The 24,940-nt window shown below is 51.4% G+C and carries 22 protein-coding genes; 14 read left to right on the forward strand and 8 right to left on the reverse strand.

All coding sequences use genetic code 11. From position 1 onward, the window contains the following. Positions 1-2,889 carry an EAL domain-containing protein gene (locus tag PY990_RS05450; protein ID WP_275270759.1) on the forward strand — a complete coding sequence of 963 codons (2,889 nt, stop codon included), beginning with the start codon at positions 1-3 and terminating at the stop codon, positions 2,887-2,889. Here the strand turns inward: PY990_RS05450 and PY990_RS05455 are convergent. The 4 genes from PY990_RS05455 to metE all read right to left on the reverse strand — a co-directional run bounded on the left by PY990_RS05455 (position 2,859) and on the right by metE (position 9,163). Beyond that, entirely contained in the window at positions 2,859-3,758 is a 900-nt protein-coding gene (locus PY990_RS05455) for a mechanosensitive ion channel domain-containing protein (protein WP_275270760.1), read from the reverse strand. The genes PY990_RS05450 and PY990_RS05455 overlap by 31 nt on opposite strands. A 1-nt stretch (position 3,759) precedes the next feature. Beyond that, the gene (locus PY990_RS05460; protein ID WP_275270761.1) at positions 3,760-5,523 is read right to left on the reverse strand and encodes a monovalent cation:proton antiporter-2 (CPA2) family protein; all 1,764 of its coding nucleotides are present in this window, start codon (positions 5,521-5,523) and stop codon (positions 3,760-3,762) included. A gap of 17 nt (positions 5,524-5,540) precedes the next feature. Beyond that, entirely contained in the window at positions 5,541-6,734 is a 1,194-nt protein-coding gene (locus tag PY990_RS05465) for an acetyl-CoA C-acetyltransferase (protein WP_275270762.1), read from the reverse strand. 80 nt (positions 6,735-6,814) lie between these two features. Then, a complete protein-coding gene (gene metE / locus PY990_RS05470) occupies positions 6,815-9,163 on the reverse strand; it encodes a 5-methyltetrahydropteroyltriglutamate--homocysteine S-methyltransferase (RefSeq protein ID WP_275270763.1) in 2,349 nt (782 codons plus the stop codon). Positions 9,164-9,259: 96 nt separating this feature from the next. Here metE and PY990_RS05475 point away from each other — a divergent pair, with 96 nt between their 5' ends. Next, complete coding sequence (locus tag PY990_RS05475) at positions 9,260-10,186, forward strand: LysR family transcriptional regulator (protein WP_275270764.1); 927 nt, start codon at positions 9,260-9,262, stop codon at positions 10,184-10,186. Between the two features lie 12 nt (positions 10,187-10,198). Here the strand turns inward: PY990_RS05475 and PY990_RS05480 are convergent, their stop codons facing one another. The 3 genes from PY990_RS05480 to PY990_RS05490 all read right to left on the reverse strand — a co-directional run bounded on the left by PY990_RS05480 (position 10,199) and on the right by PY990_RS05490 (position 12,185). Beyond that, positions 10,199-10,648: a hypothetical protein gene (locus tag PY990_RS05480; RefSeq protein ID WP_275270765.1), complete on the reverse strand. Its 450-nt coding sequence runs from the start codon at positions 10,646-10,648 to the stop codon at positions 10,199-10,201. Then, positions 10,632-11,129: a hypothetical protein gene (locus PY990_RS05485; RefSeq protein ID WP_275270766.1), complete on the reverse strand. Its 498-nt coding sequence runs from the start codon at positions 11,127-11,129 to the stop codon at positions 10,632-10,634. Before PY990_RS05485 ends, PY990_RS05480 begins: the two co-directional genes overlap by 17 nt. 93 nt (positions 11,130-11,222) lie before the next feature. Next, the gene (locus tag PY990_RS05490; RefSeq protein ID WP_275270767.1) at positions 11,223-12,185 is read right to left on the reverse strand and encodes a sodium-dependent bicarbonate transport family permease; all 963 of its coding nucleotides are present in this window, start codon (positions 12,183-12,185) and stop codon (positions 11,223-11,225) included. Positions 12,186-12,299: 114 nt separating this feature from the next. Here PY990_RS05490 and PY990_RS05495 point away from each other — a divergent pair, with 114 nt between their 5' ends. The 4 genes from PY990_RS05495 to PY990_RS05510 all read left to right on the forward strand — a co-directional run bounded on the left by PY990_RS05495 (position 12,300) and on the right by PY990_RS05510 (position 16,285). After that, positions 12,300-13,196, forward strand: coding sequence for a LysR family transcriptional regulator (locus PY990_RS05495; protein ID WP_275270768.1), 897 nt, complete (start codon positions 12,300-12,302; stop codon positions 13,194-13,196). A 140-nt stretch (positions 13,197-13,336) separates the two neighbouring features. Beyond that, complete coding sequence (locus PY990_RS05500) at positions 13,337-14,107, forward strand: SDR family NAD(P)-dependent oxidoreductase (protein ID WP_275270769.1); 771 nt, start codon at positions 13,337-13,339, stop codon at positions 14,105-14,107. 26 nt (positions 14,108-14,133) lie between these two features. Next, positions 14,134-15,297, forward strand: coding sequence for an acyl-CoA dehydrogenase family protein (locus PY990_RS05505; RefSeq protein WP_275270770.1), 1,164 nt, complete (start codon positions 14,134-14,136; stop codon positions 15,295-15,297). Positions 15,298-15,652: 355 nt separating this feature from the next. After that, complete coding sequence (locus tag PY990_RS05510; RefSeq protein WP_275270771.1) at positions 15,653-16,285, forward strand: hypothetical protein; 633 nt, start codon at positions 15,653-15,655, stop codon at positions 16,283-16,285. On the opposite strand, the gene PY990_RS05515 is transcribed toward PY990_RS05510, so the two are convergent. Continuing rightward, on the reverse strand, positions 16,222-17,895 hold the full coding sequence (locus PY990_RS05515) for an aminotransferase class III-fold pyridoxal phosphate-dependent enzyme (protein WP_275270772.1): 1,674 nt from the start codon (positions 17,893-17,895) through the stop codon (positions 16,222-16,224). The two genes, PY990_RS05510 and PY990_RS05515, sit on opposite strands and share 64 nt — an antisense overlap. A 62-nt stretch (positions 17,896-17,957) precedes the next feature. Between PY990_RS05515 and asd the strand changes: the two genes are divergently transcribed. The 8 genes from asd to PY990_RS05555 all read left to right on the forward strand — a co-directional run bounded on the left by asd (position 17,958) and on the right by PY990_RS05555 (position 24,901). After that, positions 17,958-18,830, forward strand: a complete 873-nt coding sequence (asd, locus tag PY990_RS05520) for an archaetidylserine decarboxylase (protein ID WP_275270773.1) — start codon at positions 17,958-17,960, stop codon at positions 18,828-18,830. Between the two features lie 20 nt (positions 18,831-18,850). Beyond that, complete coding sequence (locus PY990_RS05525; RefSeq protein WP_275270774.1) at positions 18,851-19,594, forward strand: spermine/spermidine synthase domain-containing protein; 744 nt, start codon at positions 18,851-18,853, stop codon at positions 19,592-19,594. 51 nt (positions 19,595-19,645) lie between these two features. Next, a complete protein-coding gene (locus PY990_RS05530; RefSeq protein WP_193976794.1) occupies positions 19,646-20,095 on the forward strand; it encodes a hotdog fold thioesterase in 450 nt (149 codons plus the stop codon). 3 nt (positions 20,096-20,098) lie between these two features. Beyond that, entirely contained in the window at positions 20,099-20,479 is a 381-nt protein-coding gene (locus tag PY990_RS05535; RefSeq protein WP_275270775.1) for a DUF2237 family protein, read from the forward strand. Between the two features lie 8 nt (positions 20,480-20,487). Then, the gene (locus tag PY990_RS05540; protein WP_275270776.1) at positions 20,488-21,360 is read left to right on the forward strand and encodes a class I SAM-dependent methyltransferase; all 873 of its coding nucleotides are present in this window, start codon (positions 20,488-20,490) and stop codon (positions 21,358-21,360) included. Positions 21,361-21,398: 38 nt separating this feature from the next. Continuing rightward, positions 21,399-22,724, forward strand: coding sequence for a DUF1329 domain-containing protein (locus PY990_RS05545; RefSeq protein ID WP_275270777.1), 1,326 nt, complete (start codon positions 21,399-21,401; stop codon positions 22,722-22,724). 110 nt (positions 22,725-22,834) lie between these two features. Continuing rightward, a complete protein-coding gene (locus PY990_RS05550; RefSeq protein ID WP_275270778.1) occupies positions 22,835-24,262 on the forward strand; it encodes an ABC1 kinase family protein in 1,428 nt (475 codons plus the stop codon). A 225-nt stretch (positions 24,263-24,487) separates the two neighbouring features. After that, positions 24,488-24,901: a hypothetical protein gene (locus PY990_RS05555; RefSeq protein WP_171099234.1), complete on the forward strand. Its 414-nt coding sequence runs from the start codon at positions 24,488-24,490 to the stop codon at positions 24,899-24,901. Positions 24,902-24,940: the final 39 nt, after the last annotated feature.

Consider the following 24,940-nt stretch of genomic DNA (forward strand, 5'->3'; position numbering starts at 1 on the left):
ATGCCTATTGCTGTCGCAGACTCATTTCAGAAAACACCTTGGGTGCCCTTTCTGTCGGTGGTGTTGTTGAGTTTTTTTCTGCTGGTGTCTTTTGTCAACTTGTCGGTGCTAGGCGAAAACAGCCCCCCTGAAGTGCCACTGGTATTCTCGAGCCTTGCTGAAGAAGATGTGCAGGGCAGTTTGTTCAATGTAGTAGAACAATTAAAAAACCAAGCTGAGCAGACTGTGCTGCGCACCCACTTGAAAGAGACGCCCTATTGGGTTTATGCAAATGTGTCGCAAACCATGGCACAACAGTATGAACAAATTTTTTTCAGATCACGGCATGTGGTGCAGTCCAGCTGCTGGCTTGCATACCCCAACGGCACCTTGCAGGAAATTCAGCTGGAGACAAACCAGGGGCGTGTGGTGTCAGCAAACCTGACAAATCCTGTCAATCTGCAAGGTGTACTTTGCCAGTTCAAGTTCATCGGGCCCGCCAGTCTTGAAATTGGTTTGCAAACAGCTGCAAATTTCAATGAAACCATTCTGGTCTCCGAACGCCGCCAAAGTTTTCTTGAGGGTGTTCTTTATCTCATGATCGGCATGGTGGCAGTTGCCGCGTTCATGACCCGCAGCGTACTGTTTGTCAGTTACGGGTTCTGGCTGTTTGCCAGTCTTCGATTGGTGGCATTGTCGGAAGGTTGGGACCATTCAATTTTTGGTTTTGATTTGAAATCTGAGCCGCTCATGCGGGCCCGCATGCTGGCCTTGGCCATGTACTTCACCTCAACAGTGCTGATTGTGTGGCACCTGTTTGAAAACATTCGCCGAGAATCGTGGTTGGGTGTATTGCGCGCCCTGCAGTGTGCCAGTGTAATTCTCACTGCCCTGGCGCTGTTCTCTCCGTACCGCACCTTTCTGGAGTTGTTTTGGCCCATGAGCTTGGTTGCAGCCTCGGCTGTGGCTTGGGTAGTAATCCAGAATTTTCTGGAGAAACGTGACCGCGTTGCAATTTACTACCTCGCGGCGATGTTGATTTCCTTGGCTGGTGCAGTGGCTGAAGTTTTGTCAGCCTGGTTTGATCAACGTTTTCTGCTGCAGTATTTCAACAGTGCCTCGGTCACGGTGCTGGCCAGCCTCATGACTGCTGTTGCCTTGGCCGAGTTTTTAAGGAAAGCACAATGGCAACAACAGTTGGCAGCACAGGAAATAAAACAGGCCCACGAGCGCCTGGAGAGTGTTTTTGATATTGCGCCGTCAGCCATGTTTACTTGCACGCGCCATGGTCAATTGATCCACTTCAACAAACAGTTCACCGATTTGTTCCTGAATCGGGAGGGCATGCCCACGCTCGACTTTCTTCAGCCGCAGCGCCTTGCTGCGCTTTTTAATTTGCTGGAGCAACCCGGCAAATCATCACGGCGTGAATTGCCTGTTGTGGTGGGTGAGGGGCAAACACGTTGGTATGAGCTGGTGGTTAGTCGCGATCACCGGGAACTCGTGGGCGTGGTGGCAGACTTTACAGCCAGAAAAGACCGTGAGTTGGCCTTGCAGTACCAGGCCACACACGATGAATTGACTGGCGCCCTGAATCGACGTGGGCTGCAAAACATTATTCACAACAAGCTGAACAAGCGTGCAGCCAGTTTCACTTTCTTTTGTGTCGATATTCAACAGTTTTCGCGTTTGATCAGCGCATATGGCCTTGCGGTGTCTGACCAGTTGCTTCGAGCCTTTCACACTGAGCTGTATCGCCACATGAACGCCCATGGCGAGATTGCACGGCTGCATGTTGATCAATTCGCAATCATGATTCATCAGAACGACACGGAGCGTGCAGAAGAAGCCTTCAATGCATTTTTGTACAGGCTGGATTCAGTGCCGTTTCAATTTGACGGCAGAAGTATTCAAACCTCTGTGCTGGCTACACTGGTATTTCAGGGGCTGGTTGACAACGTGCTCGATGTCATGGAAACCGTTGAAATGTCCATGCGTGAGTCCAAGTTCAAGGCCAAACGCAACAACAAGGTTGAGCGGGTGGTGTTTGAGCAAAACCAGACCCGCAGTTTACTTGATCAATCCAGAACCATTCGCAGGCTCGATGATCAAAAATTGCCCACTGGTTTGACCCTGGCGTGGCAACCCATACTGGCTTTGAATGAGCACAACGGACCTTTGTATGCGGAAGCCCTGTTACGGATCAAGGATGAGAACGGCAAGCTTGGATCGGCCGGGTTTTTGATTGAGGCCTGTGAGCGGGGTGGGCACACCGCATTTCTGGACAATTGGGTATTAAGCCATACACTCGATTTTCTGGCTCAGCATGCACAGCAGTTAAACAAGTTGAGCGTGTTGAGCATCAATGTCTCACCCGGTTCTTTGAACGATGAAATTTTTCTACAGGACACGTTGGCGTTGATTCGCGTACATCAGCAGCACGCCTCAAAGTTGTGTCTCGAAATTACAGAAGTTGGTTCGGTGATCAATCTTCAGGCGGTTCAGAATTTCATTGAACAGGTGCGCAGCCTGGGCGTGCGCATTGCACTGGATGATTTTGGTGCCGGGTACAGTAATTTCCGGTACGCGATGGACCTGCACGCAGATGTCATCAAGATTGATGGATCGATTGTGAAGAACATTTGCCACAGCACGGAAAGCCATGCCGTGATTACTGCCATTGTGGGTTTGGCCCACGATCTGGGTTGCAAATGTGTGGCCGAGTGGGTCGAGGATTTACATACCCTGCGAGAAGTCAAAGAACTTGGCGTTGATTATGTGCAGGGTTACCTGGTATCCCCTGCAGTAGAATGCGAGCGTTTCCTGAACTTGAACAGCACACTGGAATTGATGCCCGATCAAAACCGGGCACGTCTGGTTCAATCTGTTTTGGAATCGGTGTCTGCCTGAACGCTGGTCAATTCACCATACTCCACCCAGAACCGTTTCACGATTGACTTTTCAAGTTGCCCCCGCTTGTTTAGGGGGCAGGCAAACCGCAGGGTCATGCGCAGGCATTTTTCGTCGATGCTTGCCCAGAACACTTCAGGCCTGGCCTTGGGCAAATCGACAAAATTGTCACGTTCAATTGCTGAAAAATGGCGTTCGGCTTCCTCTATCCAGTGTTTTCCAGCCTCGTCGGCCAGTTTCAGCGCAAGCGATTCCGCAGCCTGAATTTTTACAGACTTGTCAAAGTTGAAGTCGATCAGGTGAATGCCGTAGGAGCCATACACTGAAAGGTTTTTCATGGCTTGCGTGAATACGAGGCTGTTGGGCAATGTCAGCAGGCGGCCGGTTTGTTTTTTCGACGGACCAATTTCAGCCAGTTCGAAGGTTACAAAACCTGTATTCACCAACTGCCCTGTGAATTGGCCCACTTCAATCGTGCTGCCAATGCGAAGGCTTTTGTTCAGGGAAATAACCAAAGCGCCCCACAGGCACAAAATGAATTCTTTGCTGACAATCAACAGCGCACCACCAATGGCCGCCAGGGAAATCAGGAAACCAGTAATTTGCCCTGACCACAAAGCAAGTACCAGCAACAGGGCAGTGACCCACACAATGTTTTTACGCCGAACCCAGGTGGCCCGCACATTGCCCGTTTGCGGTGTGGCTCCATTGGTTTCCCGAAGCAGCCGCCAATGCATGAAGCGGTTGATCATGGCGGCCAACGTCAAAATTGCGATCGACAGGATCAGCTTGCCAAGCCGGCCTTCAAGAAAATTGAAAACCTGTTCAACCGTGGGTTCGAGGTCTTTGAAAAATTGAAGAATTTCCATCTTAGCTTCTGTTGGCTGCCCGTTGATCTTGCTGGAATATGGCTTCCAGTTCCTCGCGTCCCTGTCGACCTATTTCAATTACTTTCTCGCTGTCGCCCAGCACTTTGGCTTGCTTGTTCAACAGGCTTTCATCGTGTTGCTTGAATGTTTCTGCTTTCTGCATGGCCTGGCCGTCGCTGTAGCCCAGGGCATGCAGTGCCTCGGTGGCTGCTTCCAGTGCACCAGCGAACAATTCACGGATCACCGAATGCGCACCTGCTGCCTTCAATGCGAGGTAATCGTTTCGATTGTGTGCACGGGCGATGATGGTGATTTTCGGGTAATGATGAACAATGAACTCCACAATGGCTTGCGACATCTTCGGATCATCAATCGCCACAATCACGGTGCGAACTTTTGAAATACCCGCGGCTTCAAGAACTTCGGCACGCGAGGCATCGCCGTAATACACCTGATTGCCGAATTTCTTGACGAACTCAATGTGCTCGGCGTTTTTGTCCAGTGCAGTGAAGTGAATTTGATTGGCTGCCAGAATACGGCCAGTAACCTGCCCAAACCGGCCGAAACCGAGAATAAGTGCTTCTGATTCGCTGCTGTCAAACTTTTCGATGTTCTCGGGCGCTTTTGCAATTTGCTTGTCGGTGAATTTTTCAAACCACAACACCGCCGGCGCAGTCAGCGCCATGGAAATACCAATCATCAAATTGACCATGCCTGCGGTACCTTCGCCCAGCAAACGAAGATCCATGGCTTGCGCCATGATCACGAAACCGAATTCACCGCCCTGACACAACATCAAACCCAGCATCAGGCCACGCGGGAAAGGAACGCCCGCCAGCATGACCAGGCCGATGATGACCAGTGCTTTCAATGACATTAGGCCCAAGGTGCCGAACATCACAGTGAGTGGAGAATCAACCAGTAGACCGAAATTCAAGGTCATGCCAATCGAGATGAAAAACAGACCCAGACTCAATCCCTTGAAGGGTTCCACGTCGGCCTCCAGTTGATGGCGAAACGAGGAGTTGGCCAACATCATGCCGGCCATGAAAGCACCCAAACCCATGGAGAGGTTGACATGTTCCATCACCACCGCAGCGCCCAATACAATCAACAAGGCCACCACAGTCATGATTTCACGTCCGCCGTAGCGGGACAAAAAGTGCAGGGCTGGGTTGATGAGGTAGCGCGCAAATACAATCAATCCGAGAATGGCAGCAGGTGCAAGCCACCACTGTCCGGGGTCGGTGTCGGGCTCTATTGGGGCCAAGGCCTGCACGGCAAACAGAATGGGAACAACCGCGAGGTCTTGAAACAGCAACATGGAAAAACCACGCCGGCCGTCTTCATTGCCCAAGATACCTTTGTCGGCCATCAATTGAATGGCGAACGCAGTCGAGGAAAGGCCCAAAGCCAGGGCGATGACCAAGGCCGCGTTGCTGTTCATCTCGAACAGGAATGCCAGCACCCCGTAAATGATGCCCGCAGTAATGAACAACTGGCCCGAACCCAGCAACAAGACTTGCGCACGCATGGCCCAAAGCTTGGCGGGCTCCAGTTCCAGCCCAATGACGAACAGCAGCAAGATGACGCCAATTTCAGAGAAGTGCAGCACCTTTTCCGGGTCGTCGATCAGCCCCAGCACTTGGGGGCCAATGATTACGCCAGCTGCCAGATAACCCAAAATTGCGCCCAAGCCCAATTTCTTGAACAGGGGCACCGCCAGGGCGGCAGCCAGTAAAAAGTAAACAACACTTTCCATCATTTTGTCTCTCGATGTTTTTAGATCAGTTCGATCGCCAGTGCCGTGGCTTCGCCACCCCCAATGCACAAACTGGCCACGCCGATTTTTCCATTTGTTTTTTTCAATGCGCCGATCAAGGTACATACAATTCGGGCGCCGCTGGCACCAATGGGGTGACCCAAAGCACAAGCGCCGCCGTGAATATTCACTTTGTCTGCAGGCAGGTTCAAGTCAGCCATTGCAGCCATGGTCACCACAGCAAATGCCTCGTTGATTTCAAACAAATCAACCTGTGCGGCGTTCAGGCCGATTTTTTCAAACAGCCCTTGTAACGCACCAACCGGCGCGGTGGTAAACAAACTTGGCTTTTGCGCATGGGTGCTGTGCCCCAGTATGCGCGCCAAGGGCTTGATTCCCAGCTTTTCCGCATGGCTTTGTTTCATCATCACTACCGCGGCTGCGCCGTCGGAAATGGAAGAACTGTTTGCAGCAGTGACTGTGCCGCCGTCACGTCGAAAGGCAGGCTTCAATGTGGGTATCTTGGCTGGGTCTGCTTTCAGGGGCTGTTCATCGGTGCTGACGAATTCCGTGCCTTTGCGGCTGACCACTTCGATTGGTGCAATTTCCCATTGAAAGCTGCCATCCTCTGTGGCCTGCTTGGCGCGAGCCAGCGAGCGGATAGCGAATTCGTCTTGCGCCTGGCGGGTAAAACTGTACTGGTCTGCGCATTCCTCGGCGAAAGTGCCCATCAGCCGGCCTTTGTCATAAGCGTCCTCCAGGCCATCGAGAAACATGTGGTCCATCACCTGGCCGTGGCCCATGCGCATGCCGCTGCGGGCTTTGGGCAGCAGGTAGGGTGCATTGCTCATGCTTTCCATGCCGCCTGCCACCGCCACTTGGGTGCTGCCAGCCAACAGGCTGTCGTGCGCCATCATGATGGCTTTCATTCCGGAACCACACATTTTGTTGATGGTCGTGCAGGCACTACTAAGGGGTAAACCGGCCGTTAGCGCGGCTTGGCGGGCAGGGGCCTGGCCTTGGCCTGCAGGCAACACACAGCCCATGATGACTTCATCAACTTTCTCGGAAAGGGTGGGGTGGCCTGCGCGCAACACGGCTTGTTGAATGGCGTGTGCGCCCAGTTCGCTGGCTGTAAAACCAGACATGCTACCCTGAAAACCGCCCATGGGGGTGCGGGCGGCCGATACGATCACGATGGGGTCGTGGTTCATGGTGTGGGGTCTCCGGGAAAATAGGTGTTATTAATCCTATTTTCCCGTGCCCACAGGGGTTTTACACCCCGGCTCAGCAATTATGCGGCAGTTTTTTCAGGGCTTTTTTCAGCCTTCAGTTCGTCCCGCAATACCTGTGTGGCTTTCACCATAACCGCCAATGCCGCTTCTGTTTCTTCCCAGCCGCGGGTTTTCAGGCCGCAATCGGGATTCACCCACAGGTTCTCAGGTGGAATAACCTGCGCTGCCTTGCGGATCAGGCGCACAATTTCATCCTGTCCTGGCACGCGGGGCGAATGAATGTCGTAGACACCTGGACCAATTTCATTGGGGTAATGGAATTCACCAAAGCCGCGCAGCAATTCCATGTCGGAGCGACTGGTTTCAATCGTAATCACATCGGCATCCATGGCCGCTATGGCCGGCAGAATGTCGTTGAATTCGGAATAACACATGTGCGTGTGAATTTGCGTGTCATTTCGAACCGGGCTGGCTGAAATGCGGAAGGCTTTGCTGGCCCAGTTCAAATACTCGTCCCAGCGTGCTTTGCGCAACGGCAAACCTTCGCGGTAGGCCGGCTCGTCAATTTGAATCATGCCAATTCCTGCTGCTTCCAGTTCGGCCACTTCATCGCGTATGGCCAGCGCAATTTGCAAAGCGGTGGTGGCGCGGGCCTGGTCGTTGCGCACGAAGCTCCACTGCAAAATGGTGACCGGGCCTGTGAGCATGCCTTTTACTGGTTTTTCACTCAGGCTTTGGGCAAAGCGGGCTACATCCACTGTCATTGCTTTGGGGCGGGATACATCACCAAACAGAATAGGTGGCTTTACGCAACGTGAACCATAGCTTTGTACCCAGCCATTGGCGGAGAAAGTAAAGCCTTCCAGTTGTTCGCCAAAATACTCAACCATGTCATTGCGTTCTGCCTCGCCGTGTACCAGCACATCCAGGCCGATACGTTCCTGGAACTCAATGGCTTGGCGAATTTCCTGGCTGATGTGTTGCCAGTAAGTGGTTTCATCAATCTCGCTTTTCTTGAACCGTGCACGCAAGTTGCGAATGTTTTTGGTTTGTGGAAACGAGCCAATGGTGGTGGTAGGGTATGCGGGCAGGCTAAAACGCTTGCGTTGCAATTGCTGGCGAATTGCAAACTCGCTAGCACGCTGGTCGGCAGTGGGAGCCAATGCGGCCAGGCGAGCCCTCACTTCCGGGTTGTTCAGCAAGGGGCTTTGAGCGCGTTGTTTAACTGTGGCCTGGTGTTCATTCCACAAGGTGGCCAATGCGCCTGTCAGTGTTTTGCCTTGCAGTTGTGTTTTTGCGGCTTGCTTCAGTAGCTCCAGTTCTTCGAGCTTCTCGATGGCACCAGCCAGCCAGGGTTTTACAAGCGGGTTTACGGTGGTGTCGTTGCTGAACCGGTAAGGCACATGCAACAGCGAACAGCTGGGTGCTAGCCACACTTCATTTTTACCCGCCTCAAATGTTTTGGCGATTTGGTGAAGCGCTGCTTGCAGATTTGTTTTCCAGATGTTGCGACCATCGATCAAGCCGAGCGACAACACTTTGTAATTGGGCAGCCAGTCCAATACCAAAGGCAAGTCCTCTTCAGCGCGTACGCAGTCAATGTGCAGGCCGTCTACGGGCAATTTGCACACTGGGCTTGTATGCCCTTGCGTTGTTGAAAAATAAGTGGCCAGCAAAATTTTTACGCCGCGGCTTTTCAGTTGCAAGTAGCTGCGTTCGAAAGCTGTCAGGTAATTGCCGGGCAGGTCCAGGCCCAGAATGGGTTCATCCATTTGTACCCATTCAATGCCTTGTGTTTTAAGCTCGGCCAGAATTTGGCCGTACACGGGCAGCAGTTGTTCGAGCAAGTCGAATTGATCGAAATTTGCTTGTTTGCTTTTGCCCTGGTACAGAAAGGTGAGTGGACCAATCAAACTGACCTTGATGGGGTGGTTCAAGGTTTTGGCTTGTTCAATTTGTTCTACAAGGCTCGCTGTATGCGCTTTAAATACTGTGTTTGATGTGAATTCAGGCACCATGTAGTGGTAGTTGGTGTCAAACCACTTGGTCATTTCCAGTGCCCAGGTTTCGTGAACATGGGTACAGCTGTGGTTTTCGGTCGACTTTCCCCGAACCATGGTGAAGTAGCGTTGCAGCTTGGATTGTTCTGCTTTGAACTCGAAACGTGCAGGTTCGCAACCCAGCAATTGAATGTGGTCTGCCATTTGATCGTAGAAGGCAAAGTCGCCCACAGTAATGAAATCAAGTCCGGAATCAATTTGGGCTTGCCAGTGTTTCAGGCGCAATTCATGCGCGGTGCCGCGCAGTTCTTCCTCAGTGGTTTCGCCGCGCCAGTGGCTTTCCAGCGCAAATTTCAATTCACGGTTTTCACCGATTCTGGGAAAACCCAGGGTGTGCGTTTTAATCATGGTGTTTCTTCTTGTGTGGCAATTAAAACATCATGATCTGCATAAACGGAGTATTATTCAAACGAATAATATTATCGAAAATAGTGAATAGAATTCATGTCAAAAAGTATTCTGGAATTGCGCCACCTGCGTACCCTACAGGCCATTGAACAAACCGGCAGCCTTAGCCGTGCGGCCGATGTGCTGTGCATTACCCAAAGTGCGGTGTCGCATCAAGTCAAGGCGCTGGAAGACTGGCTGGGAGAAGAACTGGTATACAAGCAGGGTGGGCAAAGCCGTTTCAGCGTGGTGGGGCAACGCCTGTTGCAGCTGGCCGGGCAGGTGCTGGGGCAGGTAGACCAGGCTGAGCTCGATATTTTGCAAATGAAGCAGGGGGCAGGCGGCCCGCTGCGTGTGGCCGTGGAGTGCCACACCTGCTTTGACTGGTTAATGCCGTCGATGGATGTGTACCGCAACCGCTGGCCAGAAGTGGAACTGGACATTGTTTCCGGTTTTCATGCAGACCCTGTAGGCCTTCTGCACAAGGGCGATGCGGAACTTGCAATCGTTTCCGAACTTTGCGAGGAAGAGGGCATTGTTTCCTTTCCGCTGTTTCGGTTCGAAATGGTAGGCCTGGTGCCAGTGGATTCAAAGCTGGCCAAACGTGCTTATTTAAAGCCCTCTGATTTCGCTGGTGAAACCTTGCTGACCTACCCGGTACCCGACGACATGCTTGACGTGATCAAGCACTTTTTAACCCCAGCTGGTGTGCAGGTGAAGCGCCGCAGCAGTGAACTGACCGTGGCGCTGTTGCAATTGGTGGCCAGCAAACGCGGGCTTTCAGCCTTGCCAGCCTGGGCGGTGAAAGGCTATGTGGACCGCGGTTATGTGGCCCAAGTGCCTTTGGGTAGAAAGGGTTTGATGTCAACCTTGTATGCAGCTTTACCCAAGGCGATTGCGGGCAAACATTACACCGCCGACTTTGTGGCGGTGATGCGGGAAGTGTGCGCGCGGGAACTGGATGGAATTGAGTTGTTGGGGTGATACCTTACAGATTCATTCCACAAAAACATTGCAATAGTCCAGTGTGTATTTGCCGTCTGCTGACTTCTTCATGTACTGCCTGGTGTCGATCTGCAGAAAGACAGGACTTGTGTCTTGAATATTGCTTTTTCTGAGACGTTCCAGCAATTCCCATCGAGATTGCTGGGCGGGGCTAATCCGGTTTTTGATTGGCTCTATGCCTTTGAATCGGATCTGAATTGTTTTTTGGCAGTTTGGCGCTTTTATTGGAAAAAGATTTTTGTCGATTAATAATTCAAATTGTGACCAGTTTCTGACGAAAGATTCGAGCGTGGTTTGAGCGTCTTGATTCACCTTCAAAATACTTGTATCCGAAATATAGATGGTCGGTCTCTCGATGAACCGGATGGGTTCAGCGAAAACGGAGTTTAGATGGCTACAAGTTAAAATCACGAGCACACTAAATTTATTTGGCATCGCCAACCAGCTCCCCAACGGTTTGATTCCACACCTCCACATATTTGTCGGGGAATCCCTTGCTTAAAATTGTGTTGTAGTATTTTTTCCAGTAATTGGCCATGCCTACAATGTCTCCCGCATCAGGAATTGCTTCTTTCACCCTAGCGTAATGTACGCGTGCCATGGCTGTTGCATACGAATCGTTGTTGATGAGTTCTTCTTCTGCATTCGCTTTGTGGGAGGTTTTGAATTGCAAAACCTTGTCAGCCAGAGATTTGCGATAGCTGAGATAGTTGTCCCAAATGTCGTCATGCGTTGCCATTTCCATTTGATACAAGCCGCGAGCAGGACCGTTGCCCATTTGCTTTCGCCAGGTTAATCGGCTTTCAACCAACGCGGTTCCAAGTAGTAATTCAGCGATATTGTCGCCTCCCATATTCATTGTTTTGAGCGTGGGAATGATGATATCTCGATGAAAATAATGACAAATGGCTTTGGTCGGCATATTGGCTCCGTAGAATTAAGAGCCAAAGCGTAAGCCAGCGACTATGGGAGTTCAAATTCAGTGATTTCTACTCACTCCTTGTGATTAGTCCGTTTACCAGCTCGCCAGCTGAACATACACCGGTATACCCACCAAAATATTCAACGGAAATGTAATGCCCAAGGAAAGCCCAACATACAGACTCGGGTTTGCTTCCGGTATTGCATAACGCACCACAGCAGGCACGGCAATGTAGGAGGCACTGGCAGCCAGCACCATGAGCAAGGCCGTATCACCTACACTAGCGCCTGTGGTTTTGGCCAAAACCCAAGCCAGGGCGGCGTGTGCTATCGGCGCAATTACCGCATACGCCACCATCCAGCGAGAAACCGTTTTTAGTTTCGGAAGGTGTTTGGCTGTGGTCAAGCCCATGTCGAGCAAGAAGAAAGCCAGCATGCCCTTGAACAAGTCGCCGGTGAAGGGTTGCATGGCCTGTTTGCCTTCCGCGCCACTCATGTAGCCGATCAGCATGGCTCCCAGCAGCAAAAGCTGTGCGCCTTCGGTGAACGATTCTTGCAGCAGGTGAGCAAAGCCTTTTCCAGGTGCCGGGCTTGAATTAGAACCTTGCCCATGCTTGCGTGCCATGTTGGCAAACAGCACCGCCAAAATAATTGCAGGTGATTCCATTAAAGCCATTGCAGCAGCCATATGACCACCATAGGCTAAATCTGATTTTTCGAGGAACTGCACAGCGGTGATAAAAGTCACGGCGCTAACCGAACCATAGGTAGCCGCGATGGCGGCTGCATCAAATGCGGAAACACAGCGTTTCAATATGGGGTAGCTGATTAATGGCACCAACACCGCCAAAACCATTGCGGTACCCAAGCCGCCTAGCACCTGGGTGTTAAAGCCCGATTCATGCACTGCAAAGCCGCCTTTCAGGCCCAGGGCCATGAGCAGGTAAAGTGAAAGGAATCGACTGACCTGTGCAGGAATTTCAAGATTGGATTTGATCAGTCCACTGAAGATACCCAGGAGGAAGAACAGAATGGCGGGGTCGGTAAAGTTATTCATGATGCACGGAATATTGAAAGTGCGCCCATGCTATGCACAATGATCAATCATGTAAAATAAGAAAAAAAGAAAATATCATCATTAAAAGGTTATGCAAATGGCGAGGTATAAACCATGAACCTGACTCTTCGGCAGCTTCACCTGTTCACTGCGCTTGCTCGCCTCAAAAGCATTACAGCGGTTGCAAGGCATTTTCATGTCACTCAGCCCACAGTTTCAATGCAAATGAAGGAGCTGGCAGACTCAGTGGGGTTGCCTTTGTACGAGGTCATCGGTAAGGCGGTTTACCTAACCCCCGCTGGCCTTGAGCTTGAAGCTACGGCGCGTGCCATGTTGGCGGAACTGGAAGCATTTCAGCAGCGGATTGATGACATCAAAGGTTTTCGGCGAGGCAAGCTGACTGTGGCTGTGGTGAGCACGGCTGAGTATTTCGTGCCCCGCTTGCTGGGCGACTTTTGTGCAAAGTACCCGGAGGTGGAAATTGCACTGGAGGTGTTGAACCGAAATGGTGTTATTCAGCGCCTTGAGCACAATCTCGATGACCTCTACATCATGTCCAAACCTCCAGCGAATCTTGATGTGGAGGCCAAGGCCTTTATGACCAATTCACTGCAGGTGGTCGCACCCGCAGACCATCCATTAACCCAGCGCAAGCGCATCAAACACACCGAACTTGCCCGCTACCCATTTATTTTGCGGGAGAGGGGTTCAGGGACTCGCCTTGCTTGTGATTCGCATTTTGAAAGTTTGGGTTTTGAGCCGACTGTGCGGCTGGAACTGGGCAGCAATGAGGCCATTAAACAGGCGGTGCAAGGCGGCATGGGTTTGGCCGTACTTTCCGAGCATGCCCTGAATGCGGGCACGGCCGCAGGTAGTCTTCAGGTTTTGAATGTACAAAGCTTTCCCATTCACGCCAACTGGTACACGGTTCGGCCCAATGGCAAACGGCCTTCACCGGTGGCTGCCGATTTTTGGCGCTATTTGAATGTGGATTTAAAGAAAGGGCGCTGAATTGGGGTGTGGATTTAGGCCTCGCTTTAAAAACGAACGTTCGTTCGAATTCATCCTCCACCTTGATGGTCTTTTCTGCGTTAACCTTGTGGCTAATCGTGTATTTATTTCATAAAAACAGCAGTTTTGGAGACTTTTGAATGAATCTGAATAATTTGGTAGCCGTGGTTACGGGTGGTGCGTCAGGTCTGGGCCTTGCAACGGTGGAGCAATTTGTTGCTGCTGGTGCCAAGGTGGCGGTGTTCGATATGAACGAAGAGGCGGGCAAGGCCGCGCAAGCTGCGCACCCCGGCAAAGTGATTTTCCAGAAAGTAAACGTCGCGGATGCAGCGTCCGCTCGCGCGGGCATTGATGCAACTTTGGCTGCCTTTGGTGCCATTCACATCGCAGTCAACTGTGCAGGTGTAGGCACTGCAGGCAAAACGCTGGACCGCGACAGCAAAGCACTTCCCCTTGAGGCGTTTGCGAAAACCATCAATATCAACCTGATTGGTACATTCAACATTGCAAGCCTGGCTGCTGAAGCCATGGCAAAGAATGCACCCGATGAAGATGGCCAGCGTGGCGTGATCATCAACACCGCTTCGGTTGCTGCATTTGATGGTCAAACAGGTCAGGCTGCCTATTCGGCCAGTAAAGGTGGTGTGGTTGGCATGACCCTGCCCATGGCCCGCGATTTGGGCCGCTACGGCATTCGGGTCATGACCATTGCCCCAGGCATTTTTGACACGCCGATGATGCAAGGTGTTTCTGAGGAATACCGCCAGCCCTTGATCGCGATGGTTCAAAACCCCAAGCGGTTCGGTGCGCCCGCTGAATATGGTCGCCTGTGCGTGAGTATTGTCGAAAACAATTACCTGAATGGTGAAACCATCCGTATCGATGGCAGCATTCGCATGCAGGCGAAGTAACAGAAGCATTTGAAAAAGGATTCATCATGGGCACAGTAGACCAATTCAAAATGGCTGAAAATGAGGACATCACTTTGTTTCGGGACATGCTGCTGCGTTGTCTTGAAAAGGAAGTGATTCCGCACTACGACCAGTGGGAGAAAGAGGGCTGGATGCCCAAGGAAGCTTGGCTGATGCTGGGTGCAGCCGGCATGCTGGGGCCAGACATGCCCGAAGAGTTCGGTGCTGCCGGAGCTCCGTTCGAAGTGGCCCTGATGATTCTGGAAGAAACCTGCCGTTTGAATTTGCACTCACTCAGCACCGCGTTGAACGTGCATGCCAACATTGTGATGCCCTATATCAACAACCTGGGCACTCCTGAGCAAAAAGCACAGTGGTTGCCTCGTATGGTCACCGGTGAAATTGTGGGTTCAATCGGTATGACTGAGCCAGGGGCGGGTAGTGACCTGGCGGGCATGCGCACCAACGCAGTTCGCGACGGGAACGAATGGGTGATCAATGGCTCAAAAACTTTCATTACGAATGGTTTGCATTGTGGCCTGATCGTATTGGCCGCCAAAACCGACACCACCAAAGGCGCCAAGGGCATCAGCCTGTTTTTGGTGGATAGCAGCTTGCCTGGTTTCAAGAAAGGCAAGGGCATCAAAAAAATGGGTCAGCATTCCAATGACACCGCAGAGCTGTTTTTCGACAACCTGCGCGTGCCCGCCAATGCCTTGCTGGGTGAGGAAAATAAAGGCTTTATTTATTTGATGCAAGAACTGCCGCGCGAGCGCTTGGGCCTGGGTTCACAGGCTGTGGGTGCCTGTGAAGGTGCCATGGCCATTACTGCAGATTATGTGAAACAACGCAAGGCGTTTGGCAGCACCATTGCCCAGTTTCAAAATACGCGTTTCAAAATGGCCGAGCTTCGGGCGCAACTTGAATTGACCAAAGCGTATTTGAAGCAATGTGAAGCACGATTCAAAGTGGGCGCGATGACAACTGAAGAAGCATCCATCTTGAAATTGATGTCGACTGAGTTGCAGGTGAAATTAACCCATGAGTGCTTGCAGCTGTTTGGCGGCTACGGTTACACCGAGGAATATCCAATTTCACGATTCTTCACCGATGCGCGGGTGCAAACCATTTATGCAGGGACATCGGAAATCATGAAAGAGGTGATTGCCCGCGGTGAGTTGGGCCGGTAGGCGACGACTGTTATTTCGCCAACTCGACGGGGTGCCAATTTATCTCCAACTCGTCGGGGTTGCCCGATTCCTCACTGAAAATCGCTTGATCCCTTGTTGCATTCATTCTTGCTCACCGAGCTCGGCAAAAAATATGGCCGAGTCTCGGTGTTGGCTATTCGCCAAACGCCGCGCATGAATTCAAACGGGGCGATTTTCTTGAAGTTCGGAACAGGCAAACCCACTGCCGAGTTGGTTGTAGCTAGACCGGGTTTAAGCTTAATCAGCCAATTGCAATGATCGGACACAAAACCGCAACATCACGCTGGCATAAAGGGAAGTTAGTACTTTTTCAACACTTCCTTGTATCGCCTAAATGAAAAAAATCTTCGAGACTTTGCACGAACAGCGCTGGGACGACCACCGCTACTATCACCACAGCCGTATCAATCAAAGCCTGCATTTGCTCAGCGCGTTGTCATTCCTGTTTGGCTATGTGTTGCTGTTTATCGACCCTGTGTCTGCAGCCCTGGTGGCGTGGTTGGTGGCCATGACCAGCCGTCAAATCGGTCACTTCTTTTTCGAGCCAAAAACCTACGATTATGTGAACGATGCCACGCACGATCACAAGGAAGACATCAAGGTGGGTTACAACCTGCGTCGCAAAGTTATTTTGCTGAGTATTTGGGGTGCTTTGCCTGTGTTGATCTGGTTCAGCCCGTCTACGTTTGGATTGCCTCCCACTGGTGCAGACATGACCAGTTTTGTTCGCAGTGTAGGTGAGTCGTGGTTGTGGCTGGGCTTGGGTGGTTTGGTGTTTAGAACCATCCACCTGTTCTTCATCCGGGACATCGAAACAGGTTTGGTCTGGGCCCTGAAAATTATCACCGACCCATTCCATGACGTAAAAATTTACTACAAATCGCCTTTCTATCTGCTCAAAGGTCAGTTGATTGATCCCATGGACGATGTCAAGGCACGCCAGGTTTCACTGAGCACACGTCGCTGAATTTTCTTGTTGCTGTTGCAGGCCTCGCTGGTGTCCCACCAACCATCGGCCTGCATACAGCGAGCCGCTTGAATGAAGCGGTCGCAGAACACATCAAAATCTGCGTCCGTGTAGTTGTGGCTGAAAATCATTCGCCCTGAACCTACCCAACTCAACATCACGCCAGCTTGCAACAGGTAAAACTGAAACATCCAGTTAAAACGCGATGGGGTGTTGTACAGAATGGTGAAAATTGAAGTCATGTTTTGCACTTCAACAGGCAATTCCAGTTCTGTCAGGCGTTTGTTCAGTGCTGCACGCCTTGTGTTCCAGACAGTGTCGACGTTTTGATACATTCGTTCCACTTCAACACCATCAATGTGCTTGAGAAACAGGTTCATGGTTTGCATTACATAAGGATGCGAATTGAATGTACCCCGCGCAAAGCAGATATCAGCTGGCTTGTCGTTGCGGTAGCGTTTCATCAATTCAGCCTTTCCGCACAACACACCCACAGGCAGGCCACCACCCAGAGTTTTGCCGTAGGTCACCATGTCGGCACGCACCCCAAAATAATCCTGTGCGCCACCTTTGGCCAAGCGGAAACCCAAAAATACTTCATCAAGAATCAACACAATGCCGTTCTCGGTGCACACTTGCCGAAGCTGTTTGAGCCACTGGGTATAAGCCTCTTTGTCGTATCCCGCTTTACGGCCACTGCTGATCAAGGCGGAGTCTCCTGGCGCATTCGTATTGGGGTGCAGGGCCTGCAACGGGTTCACCAATACGCAGGCAATGTCTTTTCGGGTGGCCAGTACATGCAGTGTACGTCGGCTCATCTCTTGTAGCGTCAAGGTTCTATCTGCGCTCACAGGGTTACCGACACCTGGTTGTACATCGCCCCACCAGCCATGGTAGGCACCCGCAAAACGTACTATGCGTTGGCGACCGGTGTGGTATTGCGCAAGGCGTACAGCCTGCATCACTGCTTCGGTTCCGCTCATGTGGTATGAAATTTCATCCTGACCGGCCAATGCCAATATTCTGCGTGTGTTGTCCAGCACCACCGGGTGATAGGGGCCAAGCACTGGCCCCAATGGGTCCATGTCGATGGCTGCCTGGCGGATAAAACTTTTGTAAGTGTCGTAGCCCAGCAGGTTGGTGCCGTAGGCACCGGTCACATCAATGTAGTCGTTGTCATCAATGTCCCTCAGATGAACTCCCTCCGATTTGCTCAGAAAAAGTGCGGGCAACAAATTCTCGTTGACCATGTTTCTGAATTGGAAGGGAACGCGGTACTTGTGAGTAAACTGCGCATCGGAAATGCTGCTGATGGCTTGTTCCAGCAAACGTTTTCCCTGTGGGGCACGCCCCAGCAAATCCCGGGACAACCTGTGGAAACCTTTGCGGCGTTTTTCCACGACCGTATCATGGGCACCGTCGCAATTGAAAAACGAATCGCCCTCGAGGCTGTAATGCGGTATCAGTTTCGATATGCGCTTGGCCATGCGAACATGACCGCTTAAGCCGGGGTGTTTCGCGCGCGACAGTTGAAGCCGGCGGTATGCTTTGAATACAAGGTATGCACTGGCGCTGGCGCCAATGAGTAAAGTCAGGCTGTCAAGGTTCATACACATTTCTGTCAAATACAACAGGTAAGGTTGTACGCCATCTCGGTGACAGGCTGATTAAATTGCAAAAAAACACACAGGTACATTCTGCGCATCAGGCGTCCCGCATTCAGTTGCAGGAAAGCGCCAACTTCATGTTGACCAACCGAATCCCTCGCTTGTTCAGCTCTTGGTTGATGGGCAAGGTGAGCAAAATCAGACACCCATGGTTCGCACAACCTGCCTTGTGGTTGTGGCGCCAATTTGCCGATTTAAACCTGCACGAGGCGCAAAAGCAGCAATTCAATTCCATTCACGATTGTTTCACCCGTGCATTGAAGCCGGGTATGCGGCCTGTGGCTAGCAGTGCCTTGGGTACCAGCCCTTGCGATGGAATTCTGGGCGCCCATGGCCTGGTGGAGGACGGCAGCCTGCTTCAGGTGAAAGGTTTTCCGTACGCCATCGAAGAATTGCTGGTAGACCCAGTAATGGCCATGAAATTTCATGGGCATCAATACCTCACCATCCGGATTACAGCCAGCATGTATCACCGGATGCATTCGCCAATTGATGGGGTGGTGGAGCAGGTGGATTACATTCACGGCGACACTTGGAATGTGAACCCGGTGGCACTTAAGCGGGTAGAAAAGCTGTTTTGTAAAAATGAACGTGCGGTGTTAAGTGGCAGAACCGCGCAAGGTGAACCATTCGCCATTGTGCCGGTGGCGGCTATTTTGGTGGCGGGCATTCGCTTGCATTGCACTGGCCGTGTGTTTAATCAAACCGACCGCGGGCCTCAACGCGTGCGCACCCACACGCCCATTCACAAGGGTGAAGAACTGGGTTGGTTTGAGCACGGATCCACCATTGTGTTGTTGGTGCCACCACACTGGAATCTTGTCGAGAGCTTAAGTGAAGGAAGCCGATTGTTCATGGGGCAAGCCCTGTTTGAATAATTCGGTTATTCTTTCGCCCTATGGACATATTGATCAGCGAAGAAAAGGGCGTTCGCCAACTGCATTTCGGCAGTGACTGGGTACAAGGGGCCATGCGCATTGCAAGGCCCTATGCACTCGAGCTTGAATACACCCGCGAAATGATGGCGCCATTGCTGCTGAATTCTGATTCAAATTGGCCACGCTCCGCTTTGTTTGTCGGTCTTGGGGTGGGGGCCTTGCCCAAGTTTTTACACAAGCACAGGCCCGCCTGCAAAGTCACCGTGGTGGAAATATCGCATGCAGTGGTTGCCGCTGCGCAAATGCATTTCAAACTGCCGCCGTTTTCCCCAACCTTTCAGGTTGAAGTGAGTTGCGGCGCAGACTACGTGGCTATTGCGGCAAGCCGCTATTCCCGGCAATTCGACTTGATCATGGTGGATGGTTTTGATGGCAAAGCCAAAGTAGGTCCGTTGAATTCGACTGCGTTTTACCTGAACTGCAAGGCCTTGTTGAGTGAGCAGGGGTACCTGGTCGCCAATCTTTTAAGCAATCAGAAAGATTCAACCCAGAGCAAGCAGCGCTTGCTGGATGCGTTCGATGGGCATGCAATGGCTTTGGCACCTTGCGCCAGTGGCAATGTGATCGCCGTGGCCCATGCTGGCGCTGGTTTTTCCTTCAGCGAGGCCGACTTGTACAGCAACTGTCAACGCCTAAAAGATGAAACTGCCCTAAATTTGTCTAATACAGTGGCCAAACTTATCGAGGCTTCTCCCAAAGTTTAAATTGCATGCCTAAAATAGGACACAAATTAAACTTACAGAGACTCTGCAGCCATGCAAAACAATCAAGAATCCATTTGGTTTTCCACTCCCAATCTGGAAAACATGAATGCCATGTGTAAAAACACAGCCTGTGAGGCGTTGGGCATCGAAATCACCGAAGTGGGGCCCGATTACATTCGCGGCACCATGCCTGCAGACACCCGCACGTTTCAGCCCTTTGGCCTGGTTCATGGCGGAGCAAATGTGGTGCTTGCTGAAACCTTGGGAAGTATTGGTGCCAATTTGCTGGTTGACAACAGCAAATTTTATTGCGTTGGACAAGAGGTCAACGCCAATCATCTGCGTGGCGTTAGAAGCGGCAAAGTGACGGGCACAGCCAAGTTATGGCATGCCGGCAAAAGCTCGCAAGTCTGGAATATTGAGCTGTACGATGACAGTGGAAAGCTCAGTTGTATTTCCCGACTCACCATGGCCGTTGTGCCCGTTCCCGGTTCAAAATAATTCATGTCGAAAGTTACTGTGAAACAAGATAAAAATGTTCTCGGCGGGCCCTTGCTTGCCTGTTCTTACGCGCCTCTTACTGGTTTTATGCGAGACGGTTGTTGCAGTACCGGTCCCAACGATTTGGGTCGCCATGTGGTGTGTGCAAAAGTCACTCAAGAGTTTCTGGAATTCCAGTTGCGCATGGGCAATGATTTGATCAGCCCCATGCCCCAATATCGATTTGCCGGGCTAAAGCCCGGAGACCGATGGTGTGTATGCGCCAGCCGCTGGCTGGAGGCCTATGAGGCTGGGGTGGCGCCGCCTGTGTATTTGGAGGGAACCAATCAAACTGCACTGGATATCATTCCTTTGGAAACCCTGCTTGAACATTCGATTGTTTGAAGGCTCTCATGGTTAAAAAACTTGCCTCGCAGTGGCTGTCTGCGGCCCGCATAAGCCCCACGGCTTTGTACACGGGGCAGGTGTGGCAAACCACAGGTCGCTCTATTCCCGAATTGAAATCCATGCCCGCCAGTGCATTGCACCTTGCACTGGCACCTTCCATGTTTGTGTCCAGAAGTTTCGGTGGTCCGACACTCGAAGATTTTTTGTTGGCCCGGCATGATCTGATCGATTACCACCTCACTGAACTGATTGAGTCAGGAAAAGTCACTCAAATTATTGAAATCGCTGCCGGTTTATCGCCACGCGGAAGCCGTTTTGTTGAGCGCTACGGCGACAAAATCACCTATATTGAAGCTGACTTGCCGGGTATGGTCGCCCAAAAGAAAAAGCTGCTGGCCACACGCTTGAGGGCCTGTCCGAATCACCACATCAAAGTGGTTGATGCTTTTGCCGAGCAGGGTGCACACAGTCTGGATGGTTTGGCCATGCAGTTGGATCGCAGCCAAGGGTTGGCCATCGTAACCGAAGGGCTATTGAATTATTTTGACAAAGAATCTGTATTGAACCTGTGGGCCAGGATTTCATCGACACTGGCTTTGTTCCAGCACGGGGCTTATCTTTCCGACATTCACTTGCAGGCCCAAAATTCTGATCCCCTCGCACAGGCTTTCGTAGCGGGGCTTGGCATTTTTGTGCGGGGTAAAGTGCACCTGCATTTCGAAACTGCGGGTCACCTGCAATTGGCCATGGAGGAACTGGGCATGGCTTGCCAGGTGCTTAAGCCCAGCGACTTTGCAGCGCAAATTCCTGCGTGTTCAGGCAAAGGTGCAGACTTTTGCCGCATTCTGTTTGCGCGCCCCGCCAGTGCGGTAAAGTAGACTGACAAGAAAAAGCAGAACCACCAGCAGGAGACAACATGCGATTTGAATTATTGCGAGGCGTAGTGGCCTCGGCAATGTGTTTTGCCCTGAGCGGCACCGTTGCCATCGCCCAAACCGGTTCAGTGAACGCCTTGGGCGCTGAAATAGCCGGCAATGCGGCCGGTACCATTCCTGAATGGACTGGAGGGCTTACCAAAGCGCCAGCCGGGTTTGATCCCAAAAAGGGCTACGTTGATCCATTTGCAGGTGAAAAACCCTTGTTCGTGGTGAACCAAAGTAATTTGGCTCAGCATGAGAAATTTTTGCCTGCTGGGCAAATCGCCTTGATCAAACGCTATCCGAACTACAGCATTCCCGTTTACAAAACACATCGCACAGCCGCATTTTCTTCAGAAATGATGACCAGTATCGGAGCCGAAGCTGGCAAGGCCAGGCTAGCGCATGGCGGCCTTGCAGTTGAGGGGGTTCAATCCACCAGCGTGCCTTTCCCTCAACCCAAAAACGGTCTTGAGGCGGTCTGGAACACCTTGCTTCGTCGCCCGGCACAAACTTTAAGGTCGCACACGGCTGGCTTTGTGGCAGGCAATGGCGCCAAGCCGATTACATTTGCCAGCAGCCAAACCATTGCGTGGGCGCCAGCAGTAGGCAAGGCAGGCAGCACGCTGTTGTTTGCACTGATCGGCGAATCTACAAAGCCTTCAGCACAATCAGGCGAAGCGTTGTTGGTGCTTGACACCCTCAATTTCAAAGAGGACACCCGTAATGCATGGATCGTGAATTCCGGTCAGCGTCGGGTATTGCGCGCACCTGAACTGGTACATGCTGCACCGGCGGGCAATACCGATGCTTTGCGTACCGTGGACGATATTTATGGATTCAATGGTTCACCAGAACGTTTTGAGTGGAAGCTGCTTGGCAAGCGTGAAATGTACATTCCTTATAACAATTACAAGCTGAGCGACAAAAGCCTGAAGTACGACAATATGCTCAATGATGCTTTTTTGAAGCCAGAGTTGACCCGGTTTGAACTGCACAGGGTGTGGGTGATCGAAGGCATATTGAAGCAGGGCGCAGAACACATCTACTCCAAGCGCATTATGTATGTGGATGAAGACAGTTGGTATGTGGCATTGATGGACCAGTACGACACTAAGGGAGAGTTGTGGCGCGTCAAAATGTTGTATTTGATGCAGGCCTACGATGCGCCTGGCTTGTATACCTCTGGGGAAGTGCAACATGACTTGAATGCTCGCAAGTCTGTATTCAGTGCTTTCCAGAATGAAGAACCCGCCACTGAATTCAATGTGGCCGTGAAACCGGGCGACTTTACGCCCGCCGCACTTCGTAAACTGATGCGCTGATCCTGAGTGAAAATGCTTTGGTGATTTAGAGTGCTTTTTCATCAGCACCGGGCGACCAGCTACTACAATGTCGCCCAACTTACTTTGTATTCGCAAGGACTTTTCGCAGCATGGCCGAGCAGGACAAACCCGACAACGCCGAAGTCAATTCTGATGCTATCGCCGATGGCAGCACCATGGACCGCATCAAAACCGGTGCGTTTGAGCGAAACGTCGCATTGACACGCATGGGGGTAGGTGCTGGTGCCAAAATTGCTGGGCACACAGTTCGCAATTTCTTCCGCCGTGGTGAATCCAAAGACGAGGCCAATCGGAACTTTTATCGCGCGCAGGCGAAAGAACTGGCTGATGAGTTGGGTCGTCTGAAAGGTAGCGTGATGAAAGCAGGGCAAATGCTTTCTCTCTATGGGCAATATTTTTTGCCTGAAGAGGCTGTGGAGGTGTTGGCCACACTTCAAGACAACACCCCCGCAGTCAGTTGGTCGTTTGTTGAACCGCAATTGATTGATGCGCTCGGTGAAAGAACAATTGCGAAGCTCGACATTCATCGAAAGCCGATTGCTGCTGCATCCCTGGGGCAGGCTCACTTGGCGACCATTAAGGCCACTGGTGAGCAGGTTGTGGTCAAGATTCAGTACCCGGGTGTGGCCAACGCCATTGACACTGACATACGCACCTTGTCGCGCTTGATTTCCGCGACTCGCCTGGCTCCCAAAGCGCTTGATTTGACCGATGTGTTCAATGAACTGCGCGATATGCTTGTGCGTGAATGCGATTATGTCCAGGAGCGGGAATTCACCGAGACGTTTTACGACAGGCTGGCTGATAACCCACGTTTTATTGTGCCCAAGGTGTACCCCGAATTTTGTGCCCAACGTGTGCTGACAACACGCTATGAGCCTGGGTATTCCGTTTCTTCCAAAGAAGTTCAGGCCTTGTCGCAAAGCCGCAGAAATGCTTTGGCTCAAAGCTTTGCCGAGCTGTTTGTCACCGAGTTTTTTGAATGGAATCTGGTTCAGACCGATCCTCATTTCGGAAATTACCGGGTTCGTATTGATCCCGATGGTGAGAACGATCAGATCGTAACGCTCGACTTTGGTGCAACCCGTCCTTTCGACAAATCTTTTGTTGAAAGCTATGGGCGCATTGTTCGGGGATCCCTTCAAGCCGACAGGCAAGAAGTGGCCCGGGGTGTTCTGGACATTGGATTGATGGATGCCAGTACCCCCCAGTCTTTTCTGGAAGGGTTTGGCGATTTGACCGAACTGATAGTAGAGCCGTTTCGCAAACCATTTGACCCCATGGTGCCTGATCGGCTTTATACACCGGGCGGTGCTTACCGATTTGGCGACACCGATTTGCCAGCCAGGGTTGGTCAAACTGCAGCCTTGAAAATGATGTCCAAGCATTTCAAGATACCCCCTCAAGAGATCATTTTTTTGCACCGCCGTATCGGTGGGGTGCTGGTTACCCTGAAAACCCTGCGAGCTGAACTGCGCCTGCATGCGTTGCTGAAACCTTATTTGGATTTGAATTAAGTTCGAATCAAGCCAGTTTTCTTTGTCCGGAATTGTCAACTGAAACTCTGTTTTGAAACAAAAACAGCAGGAACCTTTGCGTCTTAGAGCGCTCTAAATGTGCGTTAATGGTTATCGCACTGCATATTGATTATCTTTATTGAGCATATAGAGTAATTTGCATTGCTCTACCCATCGGCTTGTGATCAAATGATTAGAGTTGTCCTAGACAAAAAGGCGAACAGGATGTCAACAGCGCAAGACTCAATCGGTGTGGTGGTACTGGAACCCAACAAACAGTTGTTGGACAAAATTTGTGTGTTCGCCCAAAAAGTATGGGGTCAACACGAGGTTTTACCCCGTCAAACCGGCAAAGAACTTGCGTTGGCCGCTGAGAACCTAGGTGTGGGAGTTGTGGTTGTTCGTGCCAGCTTTCAACGGTCAAGCGCCCTGATTCAAAACACTTTGCTCGACATGTATGCGGCAGGCACACAAATCCTGATTATTCAGGACACTCCCTTCAGAGTATCCGAGGCAACATGGGCTTCCTTTGCTGGGCTTCACTTTTTGTCCGACAAGGCCACAGACGATCAACTGAATGATTTGCTCACAATGACCTTGGTTCGACATTGCATGCCCCAGTTCAACAAATTGATTTGACCTAGACAGACAATCTAAGTCATTCACAATTATCTGCCA

It is taken from the genome of Limnobacter olei, assembly GCF_029087225.1.
Classification (GTDB): domain Bacteria; phylum Pseudomonadota; class Gammaproteobacteria; order Burkholderiales; family Burkholderiaceae_B; genus Limnobacter; species Limnobacter olei.